The sequence below is a fragment of the Pseudomonas uvaldensis genome, from assembly GCF_021271205.1.
Lineage (GTDB): Bacteria > Pseudomonadota > Gammaproteobacteria > Pseudomonadales > Pseudomonadaceae > Aquipseudomonas > Aquipseudomonas uvaldensis.
In genome coordinates, this window is record NZ_JAIWKS010000005.1 from 108,693 (window position 1) to 124,130 (window position 15,438).

General features: G+C 61.2%; 14 protein-coding genes. 4 read left to right on the top strand and 10 right to left on the bottom strand.

Translation table 11 applies throughout. The features are described 5' to 3' along the window. Nucleotides 1-163: 163 nt before the first annotated feature. A complete protein-coding gene (locus tag LCU97_RS12860; RefSeq protein WP_232776679.1) occupies nt 164-1,051 on the top strand; it encodes an acyltransferase in 888 nt (295 codons plus the stop codon). Here LCU97_RS12860 and LCU97_RS12865 read toward each other — a convergent pair whose 3' ends face one another. Next, complete coding sequence (locus tag LCU97_RS12865; protein WP_232776680.1) at nt 1,052-1,621, bottom strand: DUF2780 domain-containing protein; 570 nt, start codon at nt 1,619-1,621, stop codon at nt 1,052-1,054. A 301-nt stretch (nt 1,622-1,922) separates the two neighbouring features. Between LCU97_RS12865 and LCU97_RS12870 the strand changes: the two genes are divergently transcribed. Together LCU97_RS12870 and LCU97_RS12875 are read left to right on the top strand one after the other, a co-directional pair. After that, nucleotides 1,923-2,345 carry a DUF3757 domain-containing protein gene (locus LCU97_RS12870; protein WP_232776681.1) on the top strand — a complete coding sequence of 141 codons (423 nt, stop codon included), beginning with the start codon at nt 1,923-1,925 and terminating at the stop codon, nt 2,343-2,345. Between the two features lie 141 nt (nt 2,346-2,486). Next, a complete protein-coding gene (locus tag LCU97_RS12875; RefSeq protein WP_232776683.1) occupies nt 2,487-2,828 on the top strand; it encodes a hypothetical protein in 342 nt (113 codons plus the stop codon). A 102-nt stretch (nt 2,829-2,930) separates the two neighbouring features. Here the strand turns inward: LCU97_RS12875 and fdhA are convergent, their stop codons facing one another. The 8 genes from fdhA to LCU97_RS12915 form a co-directional block, all read right to left on the bottom strand. Next, nucleotides 2,931-4,130: a formaldehyde dehydrogenase, glutathione-independent gene (fdhA, locus tag LCU97_RS12880; protein ID WP_053151494.1), complete on the bottom strand. Its 1,200-nt coding sequence runs from the start codon at nt 4,128-4,130 to the stop codon at nt 2,931-2,933. 225 nt (nt 4,131-4,355) lie between these two features. Beyond that, nucleotides 4,356-5,213, bottom strand: a complete 858-nt coding sequence (gene purU, locus LCU97_RS12885) for a formyltetrahydrofolate deformylase (RefSeq protein WP_053156203.1) — start codon at nt 5,211-5,213, stop codon at nt 4,356-4,358. 80 nt (nt 5,214-5,293) lie between these two features. Next, nucleotides 5,294-5,926 (bottom strand): sarcosine oxidase subunit gamma, encoded by a 633-nt coding sequence (locus LCU97_RS12890; protein ID WP_232776684.1) that lies wholly within the window; start codon nt 5,924-5,926, stop codon nt 5,294-5,296. Between the two features lie 160 nt (nt 5,927-6,086). Beyond that, nucleotides 6,087-9,104: a sarcosine oxidase subunit alpha gene (locus tag LCU97_RS12895; protein WP_232776686.1), complete on the bottom strand. Its 3,018-nt coding sequence runs from the start codon at nt 9,102-9,104 to the stop codon at nt 6,087-6,089. Beyond that, nucleotides 9,101-9,430 (bottom strand): sarcosine oxidase subunit delta, encoded by a 330-nt coding sequence (locus tag LCU97_RS12900; protein WP_053156193.1) that lies wholly within the window; start codon nt 9,428-9,430, stop codon nt 9,101-9,103. Before LCU97_RS12900 ends, LCU97_RS12895 begins: the two co-directional genes overlap by 4 nt. A 14-nt stretch (nt 9,431-9,444) precedes the next feature. Continuing rightward, nucleotides 9,445-10,695 carry a sarcosine oxidase subunit beta gene (locus LCU97_RS12905; protein WP_053156190.1) on the bottom strand — a complete coding sequence of 417 codons (1,251 nt, stop codon included), beginning with the start codon at nt 10,693-10,695 and terminating at the stop codon, nt 9,445-9,447. Between the two features lie 22 nt (nt 10,696-10,717). Further along, complete coding sequence (gene glyA / locus LCU97_RS12910) at nt 10,718-11,971, bottom strand: serine hydroxymethyltransferase (RefSeq protein WP_053156187.1); 1,254 nt, start codon at nt 11,969-11,971, stop codon at nt 10,718-10,720. A 184-nt stretch (nt 11,972-12,155) separates the two neighbouring features. Next, a complete protein-coding gene (locus tag LCU97_RS12915) occupies nt 12,156-12,860 on the bottom strand; it encodes a TraX family protein (protein ID WP_232776688.1) in 705 nt (234 codons plus the stop codon). A 195-nt stretch (nt 12,861-13,055) separates the two neighbouring features. On the opposite strand from LCU97_RS12915, the gene LCU97_RS12920 reads away from it, so the two are divergent. After that, entirely contained in the window at nt 13,056-14,096 is a 1,041-nt protein-coding gene (locus LCU97_RS12920; RefSeq protein ID WP_053156181.1) for a threonine aldolase family protein, read from the top strand. 91 nt (nt 14,097-14,187) lie between these two features. Here the strand turns inward: LCU97_RS12920 and gbcB are convergent, their stop codons facing one another. Next, a complete protein-coding gene (gbcB, locus tag LCU97_RS12925; RefSeq protein WP_053156178.1) occupies nt 14,188-15,288 on the bottom strand; it encodes a glycine-betaine demethylase subunit GbcB in 1,101 nt (366 codons plus the stop codon). Nucleotides 15,289-15,438 lie beyond the last annotated feature (150 nt).

Here is a 15,438-nt window from a genome sequence, read left to right on the forward strand (position 1 = left end):
CTTCCTGTGTGAAGTGGTTTTTTAGACCGTGGCCCGACAATTGGTTTCATTCGCGAATGAGCCCAGCCTACCCAGGCCAATGTGAAACATTCGTCCATACCGATTTGGCCTGCCGCCCGAAGCTGCTTATCATGGCCCGCCTACCTGTTTCCAAGAGTCCTTTATGCGCCGCCTGCTCACCGGCTGTTTCGTCACCCTGCTGCTGTTGCTCAACACCCTGGTGCTGTTCGGGCCGTTGATGGTGTTCGCGCTGCTCAAATTGATCCTGCCGGGGCGCTTTCGCGACTATGCCTCATGGGCAGTGATGTGGATCGCCGAGACCTGGGCCGAAATCGACAAGTTGATCTTTGCCCTGTGCATCCCTACTCGCTGGGACATCCGCGGCGGCGCGGACCTGCGCGGCGACACCTCTTATCTGGTCATCAGCAACCACCAGTCCTGGGTGGACATCCCCGCGCTGATTCAGACCCTCAACCGGCGCACGCCGTTCTTCAAATTCTTCCTCAAGAAAGAGCTGATCTGGGTTCCATTCCTGGGCCTGGCCTGGTGGGCGCTGGATTACCCGTTCATGAAGCGATACACCAAGGCCTTCCTGGCGAAGAATCCGGAACTGGCCGGCAAGGACCTGGAAATTACCCGGGCGGCCTGCGAGCTGTTCAAGCGCCAACCCGTCACTGTGGTGAACTACCTCGAAGGCACGCGATTCACCGCCGCCAAAAGTCAGCAGCAACAATCGCCCTTCACCCACCTGCTCAAGCCCAAGGCCGGTGGCGTGGCGTTCGTACTGGCGGCGATGGGTGAACAACTGGACGCGATTCTGGATGTGACGGTGGTGTACCCGCAGGATCGGATTCCCGGTTTCTGGGATCTGATCAGCGGCGCAGTGCCCAGGGTCATCATCGACATCCAGACCCGGACACTGGACCCGGCACTGTGGCAAGGCGACTACGAGAACGATTCGGTGTTTCGCCAGCACGTCCAGGACTGGGTCAACCAGCTCTGGACCGAAAAAGACCGGCGCATCGTCGCTTTGCGCAACGAGCGCGGCTGATCAGATACCGGCGCCGGTGCCCCAGATACCGCCCAGGTTCTGCAGCAACGAACTGGCCACGCCCTGCTGCCCGAGGTACTCCAGGATCACCGGGGCAAACCGGCCAATCATGCCGCTGTCCATGCCCAGGGCGCTGAAGGTGTTGTTCAGGTCATTGAAGTCCTTGACGTTGCCCAGCAGGCCATCGAGCAGTGCGTTCTTTTCCGCCCCTCCCCCCAGCAGGCCGCCCAAACCGTTAAGCCCGCCAATGAGGTTATTGCCGGCGATCTGGTCCAGGCCCGGCACGCTTTTACTCAACTCGGAAAACTGCGGTTCGCTGAGGCGGTTCTTCGCCAGCCCCAACATTGCACCAGCCCCCCCGATAGCCTGCTCCGGCGTGATGTTCAGCTCCGATCCCAATGTATTGAGCAACCCGGCGGCCTCTGGCGCCGCCGCAACAGCACCGTCCCCCTGATTTCCCTGAATTGCCGCCACTGCGTTGACCGCGTCATTGAGGTTGAACTGCGCGAAGGCCGGACTGGCTGCCAACGACAGCAGGCAAGACAGTGCAAAACCGCGTGAAACCTTCATCCCGAACGTCCTCTGGAGCATGAAAAGCCACCCAAGGGATGGCGCGAAATCGTGGGTTGGACGGGGGTAGGCAGGAATTGTTCCCAGTCGCTCCTCACCAATTCCCATGCCTGTTTCAGAAAACGATTCCACAACTATCGGACACAGCTGACAGCTACGAAAAAAGGAAGCGGTTATAACCAATTCGTCATAAATATCCATTAATAATTCAAAATTGACATAAATAACTGTCAGCATTGACAGTAGCCCGTCCCGCCGTAATCGCGACCATAGAATTGAATCGAGCCACGGAGTCTTGAAGATGCATAAGATACTGGCTGGGGGCGCGGGACTATTCATGTTGTTGAACGGCTATGTTCATGCCGGCGAAATAATTTGTCCTGCCGTTACCGACATTCATAAAGTCGTCGGAGCCGTGGAAGACGTTTATTCGGTGGACATCCCGGATGAACATGAATGGGCGAGCGAAAGCCTCGTAGACGTCGTCGATCCGAACTCATTGAAATTCAACGGCGCCGAATATGCTCCTCATGAGATCAACGAGAACGGGCAAGCGACACGACGAGCAACCCTTACGTGCAGGTACGGCCAGATAAACCTGACCTTGGAATATATTCAGCTCCAGGAATCCTCATTCTCGCAATGGGCCGAAAACCGATGCGAGAGCCACGAGCCCAGGATATGCGCGCTAATCGATGCCGATTATTTCAACGTGAGCTTCTGATCAATCGCCACTGCCCAAGCGTGCCTCTATATAAAACAGCTGAGTTATCACTTCTTGGTCTTGCCTACTGTCAGTGTCGACAGTAGGCAAGACCAAGCCCAACCAGGAACATCTGATAACAATAAACAACGGAGACGGGCCATGTACAAAACCATGATAACCAGTATGCTCCTGGCGACAAGCTTGTCGGGAAATGTTCACGCGGCAGTCTCCTGCCCCGCCGTAAGTGCTCTCAAGGCGTCCTTCGCCTCGGCAAACAATCCACCACCCAATAACGAAGGCTATAAATACGACGCTGTCGATTCAAACGGAAATGCCTGGTCGGGACAGTATTTTCATAATGCAGAAGACATCAAGAACTACAACCTGCGATTAATAGGTCCCTCACCCGCGGGAAACACTTGCTTGTACAAGGCAGATCCAGAGAGAGACCAATATGGGGACGAGGTATTCTTCCGGGAGTTGACGTTGACGAAGCAATGACGATGGGTCATTCAGAACACGCCACGGCCTTGCGCGACTATAAAACCAGGGACAAATAAAAAGGGCGACATCGCTGTCGCCCTTTTCCCGTCTTGCCTCCAACTACGCCGCGCTGAACATCTTGTGCGGGTCGATCACGAATTTCTTCGGCACGCCGGCATCGAACTCACCGTAGCCTTTCGGTGCGTCATCCAGGCTGATGACCTGCACACCGACGATTTCTGCGATGTTGATACGGTCCCACATGATCGCTTGCATCAGCGCGCGGTTGTACTTCATCACCGGGGTCTGGCCAGTGTGGAAGCTGTGGGACTTGGCCCAGCCCAGGCCGAAGCGGATGCTCAGGGCACCGATCTTGGCGGCGGCATCCACCGCGCCCGGGTCTTCGGTCACGTACAAGCCGGGGATACCGATCTTGCCCGCGACGCGGGTGACTTGCATCAGCGAGTTGAGCACCGTGGCCGGGGCTTCGTGCTTGACGCCTTCGTGGCCGTGACCACGGGCTTCGAAGCCCACGGCGTCAACGGCGCAGTCCACTTCCGGCTCGCCCAGCAGATCGGCGATCTGCTCGTGCAACGGGGTGTCCTTGGACAGGTCGGCGATTTCGAAACCCTGGGCCTTGGCGTGGGCCAGGCGAACCGGGTTGACGTCGCCGACGATTACCACCGCCGCACCCAACAGGCGCGCCGAAGCCGCAGCGGCCAGGCCAACCGGACCGGCGCCTGCGATATACACGGTGCTGCCAGGACCGACACCGGCGGTGACGGCACCGTGATAGCCGGTCGGCAGAATGTCGGAGAGGCAGGTCAGGTCACGGATTTTCTCCATGGCCTTGTCGCGGTTCGGCAGTTTCAACAGGTTGAAGTCGGCGTACGGCACCAGCACATACTCGGCCTGGCCGCCGGTCCAGTCGCCCATATCGACATAGCCGTAGGCGCCACCGGCACGGGCCGGGTTGACGGTCAGGCAGACGCCGGTGTGTTGCTCTTTGCAGGAACGGCAGCGCCCGCATGCGACGTTGAACGGCACGGACACCAGATCACCGATTTTCAGGTTCTCGACGTCGCTGCCCTTCTCGATCACTTCACCGGTGATTTCATGGCCCAGGACCAGACCGGTCTGGGCGGTGGTGCGACCGCGTACCATGTGCTGGTCGGAGCCGCAGATGTTGGTGGATACCACGCGCAGGATGACGCCGTGCTCGATCTTCCTGCCACGCGGGTCCTGCATTTTTGGATAGTCGATTTTCTGTACTTCGACCTTGCCTTGGCCGAGATACACGACACCACGATTACCGGACATGCTTTCACCTCGCTGTTGTTTTTATGAAACTGCGATGCCCAGGCAGGCAGCGCGTTGATTGCTCGGGTTTTGCTAGTGGCTTGTTTCTTTGTTGTCTGTAACGGCCTCTTCGCGAGCAAGCCCGTTCCCACATTTGGATCGCTGGTGGATCTGAGATCTGTATGTCGACAAAAATCCTGTGGGAGCGGGCTTGCCCGCGAATGGACCGCTAAGCGGTCCTGAAATCTAGAGGACAACCGTTCTGTTGGCGTTGAGAAATACCCGCCGTTCAATGTGGTACCCCACCGCCCGGGCCAACGTCAGCCCTTCGATATCCCGGCCCTTGGCGATCAAGTCTTCGGGATAGTGGCTGTGGTCCACCACTTCCACGCCCTGGGCGATGATCGGGCCTTCGTCCAGGTCGTTATTGATGTAGTGCGCCGTGGCGCCCACCAGCTTCACGCCTTTGTTGTAGGCCTGGTGATACGGCTTGGCGCCTTTGAACCCCGGCAGCAGGGAGTGGTGGATGTTGATGGCCTTGCCGTCGAGCTTGCGGCACAGCTCCGGCGACAGCACCTGCATGTAGCGGGCGAGAATCACCAACTCGGCGCCGGTTTCTTCGATGACCTGCCACACCTGCCGTTCCTGGGCCGGTTTGTCGTTCGGGTCCAGGGGGAAATGGTAGTAGGGAATCTGGTGCCAATCGGCCAGCGGCTTGAGGTCCGGGTGGTTGGACACCACGGCCACCACGTCCATGGACAACTGGCCGATGCGCTGGCGATAGAGCAAATCGTTGAGGCAGTGATCGGCCTTGGAAACCATGATCACCACTTTGGGCCGGTAGTTGGGTGGGGTCAGTTCGAACACCATGTCGAAGGCTTGCGCCCGCTCGGCCAGGCCGGCGCGGAAAGCCTGCTCGGCAAAACCGTCAGGCTGGCGGAACTCCACACGAATGAAGAAACGCCCCGAGAGTCGGTCATCGAAGGAGTGGTGTTCAGTGACGTAGCAGCCCTGCTCGAACAGAAAGCGGGTCACCGCGTCCACCGTGCCGAGCACGCTGGGGCAGTCGGCGGTCAAGATCCATGTATCCGGGGCGCGGCTCATTGCGGTGACTCCTGTTCGTTATGGCTAAACCCTGTGGCGAGGGGATGCATCCCTCACCACAGGGCAGTGTGCAGCTTTGGTTAAGCCTGGACGCTCAACCCATACTCAGCCGACGCATCCTGCAACCACAGCCACCAGTAATCGGAGAAGCTGCGACGGATCAGCAGTTCCCAGGTGTTCTCCGCGGTGTGGCGGATAACCAGTTGCGACTTGGCGAACACCGTGCCCACGGCCTTGCCCACCGGGAAGTTGCTGGGGTGGACGTCGTAGCTGGTGGATTTCATCAGCACGTCGCGCACGTTCGGGCCGGACAGCTCGAGGATCTGCTGGCCGCCACTGACGTTGACGATCTGGATGTGCAGGTCGCCCAGCGCTTCGCGCAGCTTCTTCTCGGCGGCGAATTCTTCACCGGTCGGCACGACCAGCAGCCATTCATCCGGCCCCATCCATTGCAGGCTGGTATCGCCCTTGACGATGATGCTCAGTGCGCCCGGCAATTCAATGCCCAGCGCCTTGTGGACACCGGCAGCGAAGGCCGCATCATGACCATCGCCACGGATGGTCAGGTGACCCAGGAGTTTTTTCTCGCGCACGATCACGCCGGCGTTCTTGCGACCCTTGCCCACCAGGCTGGCGAGGTCGGCATGGTGCAGCGACGACTCGGCCTTGGCCCCTGTGGTCGGGCGTTGTTGGTACACGTTGACTGCGGTCATATGGAGCACCTGTCTTGAATCTTGCTTGGCCTGCCGGTGTGTGGGGCCGTGGGAGCAAGGCTTGCCCGCGATGAACGATAATGCGGTCTGACGGCTACCGCGTCGCCTGCATCGCGAGCAAGCTTTGCTCCCACTCGCCCCCACCCACAGGGCTCGAGTGTTAAATATTCTGCCGATCACCCTTCGGATCGAAGAACACCGAAGAAACGATCTCTGCCTCGATCACGCTGCCATCGGCCTGGGGCGAGAACACCCGCTCGCCGATGCGCTTCAGACCACCCTTGACCACGCCCATGGCAAACGAATAGCCCAGGGAGTTGTGCGCGTAGCTGGAGGTCACGTGGCCAACCATGGTCATCGGGATCGCCTGCTTGGAGTTGAAGACCAGTTGCGCGCCTTCCGGCAGCCAGACGTTCGGGTCGATCGGCTTGAGGCCCACCAGTTGCTTGCGGTCTTCGCGCAGGCAATCTTCACGGTTCATGCCACGCCAGCCGATCCACGAGAACGGTTTGGTACGGCCCACGCACCAGCCCATGTTCAAGTCGTCCGGCGTCATCGAGCCGTCGGTGTCCTGGCCGACGATGATGAAGCCCTTTTCGGCCCGCAGTACGTGCATGGTCTCGGTGCCGTACGGGGTCAGGTTGTACTTCTTGCCGGCCTCGACGATCTGTTCGAGCACGCCCATGGCGTAGTCGGCCTGCACGTTGATTTCGTACGACAGCTCACCGGTGAACGAGATCCGGAACACCCGCGCCGGCACGCCGCCCACCAGGCCCTCCTTCCAGGTCATGAACGGGAAGCCGTCCTTGTCCAGGTCGATATCGGTGACTTCGCTCAACAGTTTGCGGCTGTTGGGGCCCGACAGGGTCATGGTCGCCCAGTGGTCGGTGACGGAGGTGAAGTACACCTTCAGGTCCGGCCATTCGGTCTGCTGGTAGATCTCCAGCCATTGCAGCACACGGGCCGCACCGCCAGTGGTGGTGGTCATGATGAAGTGGTTGTCGCCGACGCAGGCGGTCACGCCGTCGTCGAACACCATGCCGTCTTCCTTGCACATCAGACCGTAGCGGGCCTTGCCCACGTCGAGCTTGGTCCAGGCGTTGGTATAGATGCGGTTGAGGAATTCGCGGGCATCCGGGCCCTGGATGTCGATCTTGCCCAGGGTCGAGGCGTCCAGCAGGCCGACGCTTTCGCGAACGGCCTTGCATTCGCGCTTGACCGCAGCGTGCATGTCTTCACCGTTTTTCGGGAAGTACCAAGGACGTTTCCACTGGCCGACGTCTTCGAATTCGGCGCCGTTCTTCACATGCCAGGCATGCAGCGCGGTGAAACGTACCGGTTCGAAGATGTGCCCGCAGTGCCGGCCCGCTACCGCGCCGAAGGTCACCGGCGTGTAGTTCGGACGGAACATGGTGGTGCCCATCTGCGGGATGCTCACGTTCAGCGAGCGGGCCGCGATGGCCAGGCCGTTGACGTTGCCCAGTTTGCCCTGGTCGGTACCAAAGCCCAGTGCGGTGTAGCGCTTGACGTGTTCCACCGACTCGAAGCCTTCGCGGGTGGCGAGTTCGATGGCGGCGGCAGTGACGTCGTTCTGCAGGTCGACGAATTGCTTCGGCGCCCGTGCGGTGGATTTTTCGTGCGGCACCTGGAACAGCGCCAGGGTCGGCTCTTCATGACGGCTCAGGGCTTTGGGCAACACGCCCTCCACCGCCTTGAAACCGGCCTCGCTGGCTGCGCGCACACCGCCCTCAAAGCCATCGGCCAGGGAATCACCGAGGCTGTAGACACCGTTCACGCCACCGACACACACGCGTTTCTGCGGTGCTTCGCCGGGTACGAAACCGAGGATATCTTCGCGCCAGATCGGCTTGCCGCCCAAGTGCGAAGCCAGGTGGACCACCGGGCTGTAGCCGCCGGAGCTGGCCACCAGGTCGCAGTCCAGCCACTCGCCAGGGCTGGTGACTTTGTGTGCCTTGACGTCGATGGCGGCGATGCGGGCGCCGGTGACGCGCTTGCTGCCACGGGCTTCGATCACGGCGCTGCCGGTGAGGATGCGAATGCCCTTGGCCCGCGCTTCTTCCACCAGCGCACCACGAGGGTTGCTGCGGGCATCGGCAACGGCGATCACTTGCAGGCCGGCATCGAACCAGTCCAGGGCCACGCGATAGGCGTGGTCGTTGTTGGTGGACAGCACCAGTTTCTTGCCCGGTGCCACGCCGTAGCGACGCACGTAGGTGGACACCGCACCGGCCAGCATGTTGCCCGGCACGTCGTTGTTGCCGTAGACCAGCGGACGTTCGCAGGCACCGGTCGCCAGTACCACGCGCTTGGCGCGGACACGGTTGATACGCTGGCGCACCTGACCGATCGGCGCACGGTCACCGAGGTGATCGGTCAAGCGCTCGTGGATGGTCAGGAAGTTGTGGTCGTGATAGCCGTTCACGGTAGCGCGAGGCAACAGCACCACCTCGGGCATCGAACGCAATTCAGCCACAGCCGCGGCGACCCACTCGGTCGCGGGCTTGCCATCCAGGCTCTCACGGGAATCGAGCAGGCTGCCGCCGAACTCTTCCTGCTCGTCCGCCAGGATCACTCGCGCACCGCTGCGACCGGCAGCCAGTGCGGCGGCCAGGCCGGCAGGACCCGCGCCGACCACCAGCACGTCGCAGTGGCGGTTCATGTAGTCGTAGGTGTCCGGATCGTTCTCGGTCGGCGAGCGACCCAGGCCTGCAGCCTTGCGGATGTACTTCTCGTAAGTCATCCAGAACGATTGCGGGTACATGAAGGTTTTGTAGTAGAAGCCCGGCGGCATCAGCTTGCCGCCGACCTTGCCGAGAATGCCCATCATGTCGTTGTTCACGCTCGGCCAGCCGTTGGTGCTGGTGGCGACCAGGCCCTGGTACAGCGCCTGTTGCGTGGCGCGCACGTTAGGGATTTGCGTGGCTTCGGTGGCACCGATCTGCAATACCGCGTTCGGCTCTTCGGCACCGGCGGCGAAGATGCCGCGGGGACGGGAATACTTGAAGCTGCGACCGATGATGTCCACGCCGTTGGCCAGCAATGCAGCGGCCAGGGTGTCGCCTTCGAAGCCTTTGTAGGTCTGGCCGTTGAAGGTGAAGCTCAGCGCTTTGTTGCGGTCGATCCGTCCGCCGTTGGACAGGCGATTGATCTGGCTCATACCTTCTCTCCCAGAGCCTGTGCGGCCGCTTTCGGACTGTCAGCCTTATCGGTGAATTGCGGCTTTTGGCCGATCTTGTAGGTTTCGAGAATCTCGTAGGTCACGGTGTCGCGGGTCGCGTTGAAGTACTGGCGGCACCCGGCAGCGTGAATCCACAGCTCGTGATGCAAACCACGAGGGTTGTCGCGGAAGAACATGTAGTTGCCCCACTCCTCGTCGGTGCAGCTGTTGGGGTCCAGTGGGCGCGGGATGTGCGCCTGGCCGGACGAATGGAATTCCTCTTCGGAGCGCAGTTCGCCGCAGTGAGGACAGAAGATGTGCAACATAGGGATTTCTCCTGTTAGTGGGCGACGGCAGCAGCGCCGTGTTCGTCGATCAATGCACCGTTGTGGAAACGGTCGATGGAAAATGGCGCGGCCAACGGGTGCATCTCACCCTTGGCCAGGCTGGCGGCAAACACGTTGCCCGAGCCCGGGGTGGCCTTGAAGCCGCCGGTGCCCCAACCGCAGTTGAAGAACATGTTCGGCACTGGCGTTTTGGAGATGATCGGGCAGGCGTCCGGCGTGGTGTCGACGATGCCGCCCCACTGGCGGTTCATGCGCACGCGCGAGAGGATCGGGAACATCTCGACGATGGCCTGGATGGTGTGTTCGATCACCGGGTACGAACCGCGCTGACCGTAGCCGACCCAACCGTCGATACCGGCGCCGATCACCAGGTCGCCCTTGTCGGACTGGCTGATGTAGCCGTGCACGGCGTTGGACATGATCACGCTGTCGATGATCGGCTTGATCGGCTCCGACACCAGCGCTTGCAGTGGGTGGGACTCGATCGGCAGGCGGAAGCCGGCGAGCTTGGCCATGTGCCCGGAGTTACCGGCGGTGACCACGCCGACGCGCTTGGCGCCAATGAAGCCCTTGTTGGTTTCCACACCGATGCACACGCCGTTTTCCTTGCGGAAACCGATCACTTCGGTCTGTTGGATCAAGTCCACGCCCAAGGCGTCCGCCGCCCGGGCAAAGCCCCAGGCCACGGCATCGTGACGGGCGACGCCGCCGCGACGCTGGACGGTGGCACCCATCACCGGGTAACGGGTGTTCTTCGAGCAGTCCAGGTAAGGGATCTCCTCGGCCACTTGTTTGGCATTCAGCAGCTCGCCGTCCACGCCATTGAGGCGGTTGGCGTTGACCCGACGCTCGGAGTCGCGGATGTCCTGCAGGGTGTGGCACAGGTTGTAGACGCCACGCTGGGAGAACATCACGTTGTAGTTCAGGTCCTGGGACAGGCCTTCCCAGAGTTTCATCGCATGTTCGTACAGGTGGGCCGACTCGTCCCACAGGTAGTTGGAGCGCACGATGGTGGTGTTGCGCGCGGTGTTACCGCCGCCCAGCCAGCCCTTCTCGACCACGGCCACGTTGGTGATGCCGTGTTCCTTGGCCAGGTAGTAGGCGGTCGCCAGACCATGCCCGCCACCGCCGACGATGACCACGTCGTAGACTTTTTTCGGGGTGGGCGTGCGCCACATCCGTTGCCAGTTTTCGTGATGGCTGAGAGAGTGCTTGAAGAGGCCGAAGCCCGAATAGCGTTGCATAGTCATTTACTCCAAAACCGACTCAGCGATAAACCGGGAAGTCCGCGCACAGGGCCGCCACTTGCTGGGCGACATTGGCCTCGACATCGGCGTCGCCGAGGTTGTCGAGGATGTCGCAGATCCAGCCGGCCAGCGTCACGCATTGGGTAACCTTGAAGCCGCGAGTGGTCACCGCCGGAGTGCCGATGCGCAGGCCCGAGGTCACGAAGGGCGACTGCGGGTCGTTTGGCACGGCGTTCTTGTTGACGGTGATATGAGCGCGACCCAGGGCGGCGTCGGCGTCCTTGCCGGTCAGGCCCTGACGGATCAGGCTGACTAGGAACAGGTGGTTGTCGGTGCCGCCGGACACTACATCGTAGCCGCGCTTGATGAACACGCCAGCCATGGCCTGGGCGTTCTCGATCACTTGCTGCTGGTAGGCCTTGAAGCCAGGTTCCAGCGCTTCCTTGAAGCACACGGCCTTGCCGGCGATCACGTGCATCAACGGCCCGCCCTGGGCGCCTGGGAATACGGCGGCGTTGAGTTTTTTCTCGATCTCTTCGTTGGCCTTGGCGAGGATCAGGCCACCACGCGGACCGCGCAGGGTCTTGTGGGTGGTGGTAGTGACCACGTCGGCGTAAGGCAGCGGGTTCGGGTACAGACCGGCGGCCACCAGACCAGCCACGTGGGCCATGTCGACGAACAGCAGGGCACCGACCTTGTCAGCGATCTGGCGGAAACGCGGGAAGTCGAGGGTCTTGGAGTACGCCGAGAAACCGGCGACGATCATTTTTGGCTTGTGCTCCACCGCCAGACGCTCGACTTCGTCGTAGTCGATCAGGCCGGTGGTGGTGTCGATACCGTATTGCACCGCGTTGTAGAGCTTGCCCGAGGACGACACTTTGGCGCCGTGGGTCAGGTGACCGCCGTGGGCCAGGCTCATGCCCAGAATGGTGTCGCCCGCTTGCAGCAGGGCCAGGTACACGGCGCTGTTGGCCGAAGAGCCGGAGTGCGGCTGGACGTTGGCGTAATCGGCGCCGAACAGTTGCTTGGCGCGTTCGATCGCCAGGGCCTCGACCTTGTCGACGTGCTCGCAGCCACCGTAGTAGCGCTTGCCCGGATAACCTTCGGCGTATTTGTTGGTCAGACCGCTGCCCTGGGCCTGCATGACGCGCTTGCTGGTGTAGTTCTCTGACGCGATCAGTTCGATGTGATCTTCCTGGCGTTGCTCTTCGGCGTTCATCGCCGCCAGCAGTGCATCATCGTAACCCTGGATCTGGTCTTGCTTGCTGAACATCGCGTCTCTCCCAGCGGCGTCATTGCGCCTTTTGTCTTGGTGAGGCACCGCCCGTTCGACAGTGCCCTTTGGATGCGATGGTATGGCTGGCGCAGGCAGGTCAAATGCCTATGGACGCCACGCAACGGCGCGTTTACGACATGCATTCAAAAGCACGGACGCGCCTGGCTCTCCCGTCACGGAATCACGCCACCGCCAGGCGAACCGCTAGCAGCGTCAGAAAATGCGCCGGATAAAGCGCATAAGCCCAACGCCGCATCGCCGGGGGACGAACACGACCCGCCTGTCGCAAAAGCAACAGCCCGAGCCCTGGCGCAAACAGGCAGTTCAGCAAACCCCACACTGCCACTTCGTTGCCGAGCCACGCCGCGCCATACAGAACCCGCCATTGATTGGCCGCCACGCACACAATCCCTGGCAACAAGCCCAGGTACCAGGGCCGGCGCAACACCAACAACATCACCAGCGGCAGCAGCACGCCGAAAACCCCGAACATCAGCCGCGACGAGAACAGCGCCGCCAACAATAACGCTGCTACCGCCAGCATTCGCGCCTGTCGCGTCGGAATCTGCCAACCGCGTGCGACCAACAAACCCAGGACCAGGGTCGGCATTACATTAAGGGTCGCGGGATCGGGAAAGAACAAGCGGTAGGGAACTTCGCTGATGGCGCTGAACAGCAGCAACCAGCCCAGGTAACGCCCCCGATCAACACTCGACCCGCTGCGCGCCAGATTGGCCGCCATCGCCAGGCAAAACCAGGGGAATGCCAGACGCCCTGGCACATACAGCCAATCGGCGGAGAAACCGACATATCGCAGATGATCGAGCACCATCGCCAGCAGAGCCAGCCACTTGAGCAGGTCAAGGGCGCCGTCGCGCTGGTTCATACGGGAGGAAACTCGATGACTTTGTGATTTGCTGACAGAAACATCCGGTGTGTTCCCTCCCTAATCTTGGGTAAAGTGCGCACCAACATTGAACACGGCGTCGTGGACCCAAACACGCCGGACCATGGGATTCCCCACACGGGAATTCCGCCAGGGATCTCTTTACCCAGGACTCTCTATCTAAGGAGCAAGGCCATGACCGACAAGAGTCAACAGTTTGCCAGCGACAATTATTCAGGCATTTGTCCCGAAGCCTGGGCCGCCATGGAAGAAGCCAACCAGGGCCATCAGCGCGCCTACGGCGATGACGAGTGGACCCATCGCGCGGCGAATGATTTCCGAGCCTTGTTCGAAACCGACTGCGAAGTCTTCTTCGCGTTCAACGGCACGGCAGCCAACTCCCTGGCGCTGTCCTCACTCTGCCAGAGCTATCACAGCGTGATCTGCTCGGAAACCGCCCACGTCGAAACCGACGAATGTGGTGCGCCGGAATTTTTCTCCAACGGTTCCAAGCTGCTACTGGCGCGCACCGAAAACGGCAAGCTGACGCCCGACTCGATCCGCGAGATCGCCCTCAAGCGCCAGGACATCCACTACCCCAAGCCGCGGGTCGTGACCCTGACCCAGGCCACGGAAGTCGGCAGCGTCTATACACCGGAGGAAATTCGCGCCATCAGCATCACCTGCAAGGAACTGGGGCTGAATCTGCACATGGACGGCGCTCGCTTCTCCAATGCCTGCGCCTTCCTCGGCTGCTCACCAGCGGACCTGACCTGGAAAGCGGGCGTGGACGTGTTGTGCTTCGGCGGCACGAAGAACGGTATGGCGGTGGGCGAAGCGATCCTGTTTTTCAATCACGACCTGGCCGAAGACTTCGATTACCGCTGCAAGCAAGCCGGGCAACTGGCCTCGAAGATGCGCTTCCTGTCCGCCCCCTGGGTCGGCCTGCTGCAGGACGACGCCTGGCTCAAGCACGCTCGCCACGCCAACCGCTGCGCCCAATTGCTGGCGCAACTTGTCAGCGACATTCCCGGCGTGGAACTGATGTTCCCGGTCCAGGCCAACGGCGTGTTCCTGCAACTCTCGGAACCTGCCATCGCCGCCCTCACCGCTCGCGGCTGGCGCTTCTACACCTTCATCGGCAAGGGCGGCGCGCGGTTCATGTGCTCGTGGGACACCGAAGAAGCACGAGTGCGGGAATTGGCGGCGGATATTCGCGAAGTCATGTCCAACTAAATAGAGACACACTCAAGACCGCTGATCGTTCCCACGCTCCGCGTGGGAACGCAGCCGGGGACGCTCCGCGTTCCCCTGCCCCGCCCCAGCGTCAGAACTCGATCCGCACATCCCCCTTTGGCACGCTGCAGCACGACAGGATGTACCCCTCGGCCTCGTCGTCCTCGGTGATCCCGCCGTTGTGGTCCATTTCCACTTCGCCGCCCAGCTTCAATACCTTGCACGTTCCGCAGATGCCCATGCCACAGGCCTTGGGAATCATCATGCCGAGCTTGGCAGCAGCGGCGTGGACGGTTTCGCCCGGCGCCACGCGAATGCTCTTGCCCGAGGAGGTGAACTCCACCAGGTGCAGGTCCGCCGCATCGACTTCCGGTGCCTCGGCGGCCTGTTCGGCCTGTTCCACCGCGTCGGCACGGGCTTCCGGTGGCGTGGCCCCGAAGGACTCCTCGTGATAGCGCTTCATGTCAAAGCCGGCATTTTCCAGCAGGCGCTTGACCGCGTTCATGTACGGCGTCGGGCCGCAGCAGAACACTTCGCGCTCAAGGAAGTCAGGCGCCATCAGTTCCAGCATCTTGTGGTTCAGGTAGCCGCGATAACCCGCCCACGGCTCGCCCAGGCCGTGTTTCTCGCAGATCAGGTGCAGGCTGAAGTTGTCGATCCGCGACGCCATGTGCTCCAGCTCGCGGTGATAGATGATGTCCTTGGGCGAGCGGGCGCTATGGATGAACACCATGTCGACGTTGCCGTTGGTGTCGTAGTACCAGCGTGCCATGGACATCACTGGCGTGATGCCGACACCGCCGCTGAGGTAGAGCACTTTCGGGGCAGAGAAATCGATGGCATTGAACAGCCCCACCGGCCCGTGCACCGCCAGCTCCTGGCCTTCGTGCAGGGTGTCGTGCAGCCAGTTGGAAACCTTGCCCCCGGGCACGCGCTTGATGGTCACCGAAAAGCTGTAAGGCACCGACGGCGAGCTGGAGATAGTGTAGGAACGCATGACCTGCTGGCCTTCGATTTCCAGCTCCAGCGTCACGAACTGCCCCGGCTTGAAGAAGAACATGATCGGCTGGTCGGCCATGAAGCAGAAGGTACGCACATCCCAGGTTTCCTGGATGACTTTGACGCAACGCACGATATGTCGGCCATTGGCCCAGGTCTGGGTGGTGACCGGGTTCAGGAAATTATTGGACATACTGTTCTCCACGGCCGACTGCCGGCCTTCATGGTGGCGATTGTGCGCAGGCGCCGGGAGCGTCGTTTACCTATTCGCGACATCCACGTACTTATCGCGACCAGCCCCCAACCACCGGGGCTTGCGCGTCGGGAACAGATTGGGCCATGT

Excerpts from the sequence above, each read along its gene's own strand:
- LCU97_RS12860 (WP_232776679.1), top strand. The coding sequence starts at position 164 with ATGCGCCGCCTGCTCACCGGCTGTTTCGTCACCCTGCTGCTGTTGCTC.
- LCU97_RS12865 (WP_232776680.1), bottom strand. The coding sequence starts at position 1,621 with ATGAAGGTTTCACGCGGTTTTGCACTGTCTTGCCTGCTGTCGTTGGCA.
- LCU97_RS12870 (WP_232776681.1), top strand. The coding sequence starts at position 1,923 with ATGCATAAGATACTGGCTGGGGGCGCGGGACTATTCATGTTGTTGAAC.
- LCU97_RS12875 (WP_232776683.1), top strand. The coding sequence starts at position 2,487 with ATGTACAAAACCATGATAACCAGTATGCTCCTGGCGACAAGCTTGTCG.
- fdhA (WP_053151494.1), bottom strand. The coding sequence starts at position 4,130 with ATGTCCGGTAATCGTGGTGTCGTGTATCTCGGCCAAGGCAAGGTCGAA.
- purU (WP_053156203.1), bottom strand. The coding sequence starts at position 5,213 with ATGAGCCGCGCCCCGGATACATGGATCTTGACCGCCGACTGCCCCAGC.
- LCU97_RS12890 (WP_232776684.1), bottom strand. The coding sequence starts at position 5,926 with ATGACCGCAGTCAACGTGTACCAACAACGCCCGACCACAGGGGCCAAG.
- LCU97_RS12895 (WP_232776686.1), bottom strand. The coding sequence starts at position 9,104 with ATGAGCCAGATCAATCGCCTGTCCAACGGCGGACGGATCGACCGCAAC.
- LCU97_RS12900 (WP_053156193.1), bottom strand. The coding sequence starts at position 9,430 with ATGTTGCACATCTTCTGTCCTCACTGCGGCGAACTGCGCTCCGAAGAG.
- LCU97_RS12905 (WP_053156190.1), bottom strand. The coding sequence starts at position 10,695 with ATGCAACGCTATTCGGGCTTCGGCCTCTTCAAGCACTCTCTCAGCCAT.
- glyA (WP_053156187.1), bottom strand. The coding sequence starts at position 11,971 with ATGTTCAGCAAGCAAGACCAGATCCAGGGTTACGATGATGCACTGCTG.
- LCU97_RS12915 (WP_232776688.1), bottom strand. The coding sequence starts at position 12,860 with ATGAACCAGCGCGACGGCGCCCTTGACCTGCTCAAGTGGCTGGCTCTG.
- LCU97_RS12920 (WP_053156181.1), top strand. The coding sequence starts at position 13,056 with ATGACCGACAAGAGTCAACAGTTTGCCAGCGACAATTATTCAGGCATT.
- gbcB (WP_053156178.1), bottom strand. The coding sequence starts at position 15,288 with ATGTCCAATAATTTCCTGAACCCGGTCACCACCCAGACCTGGGCCAAT.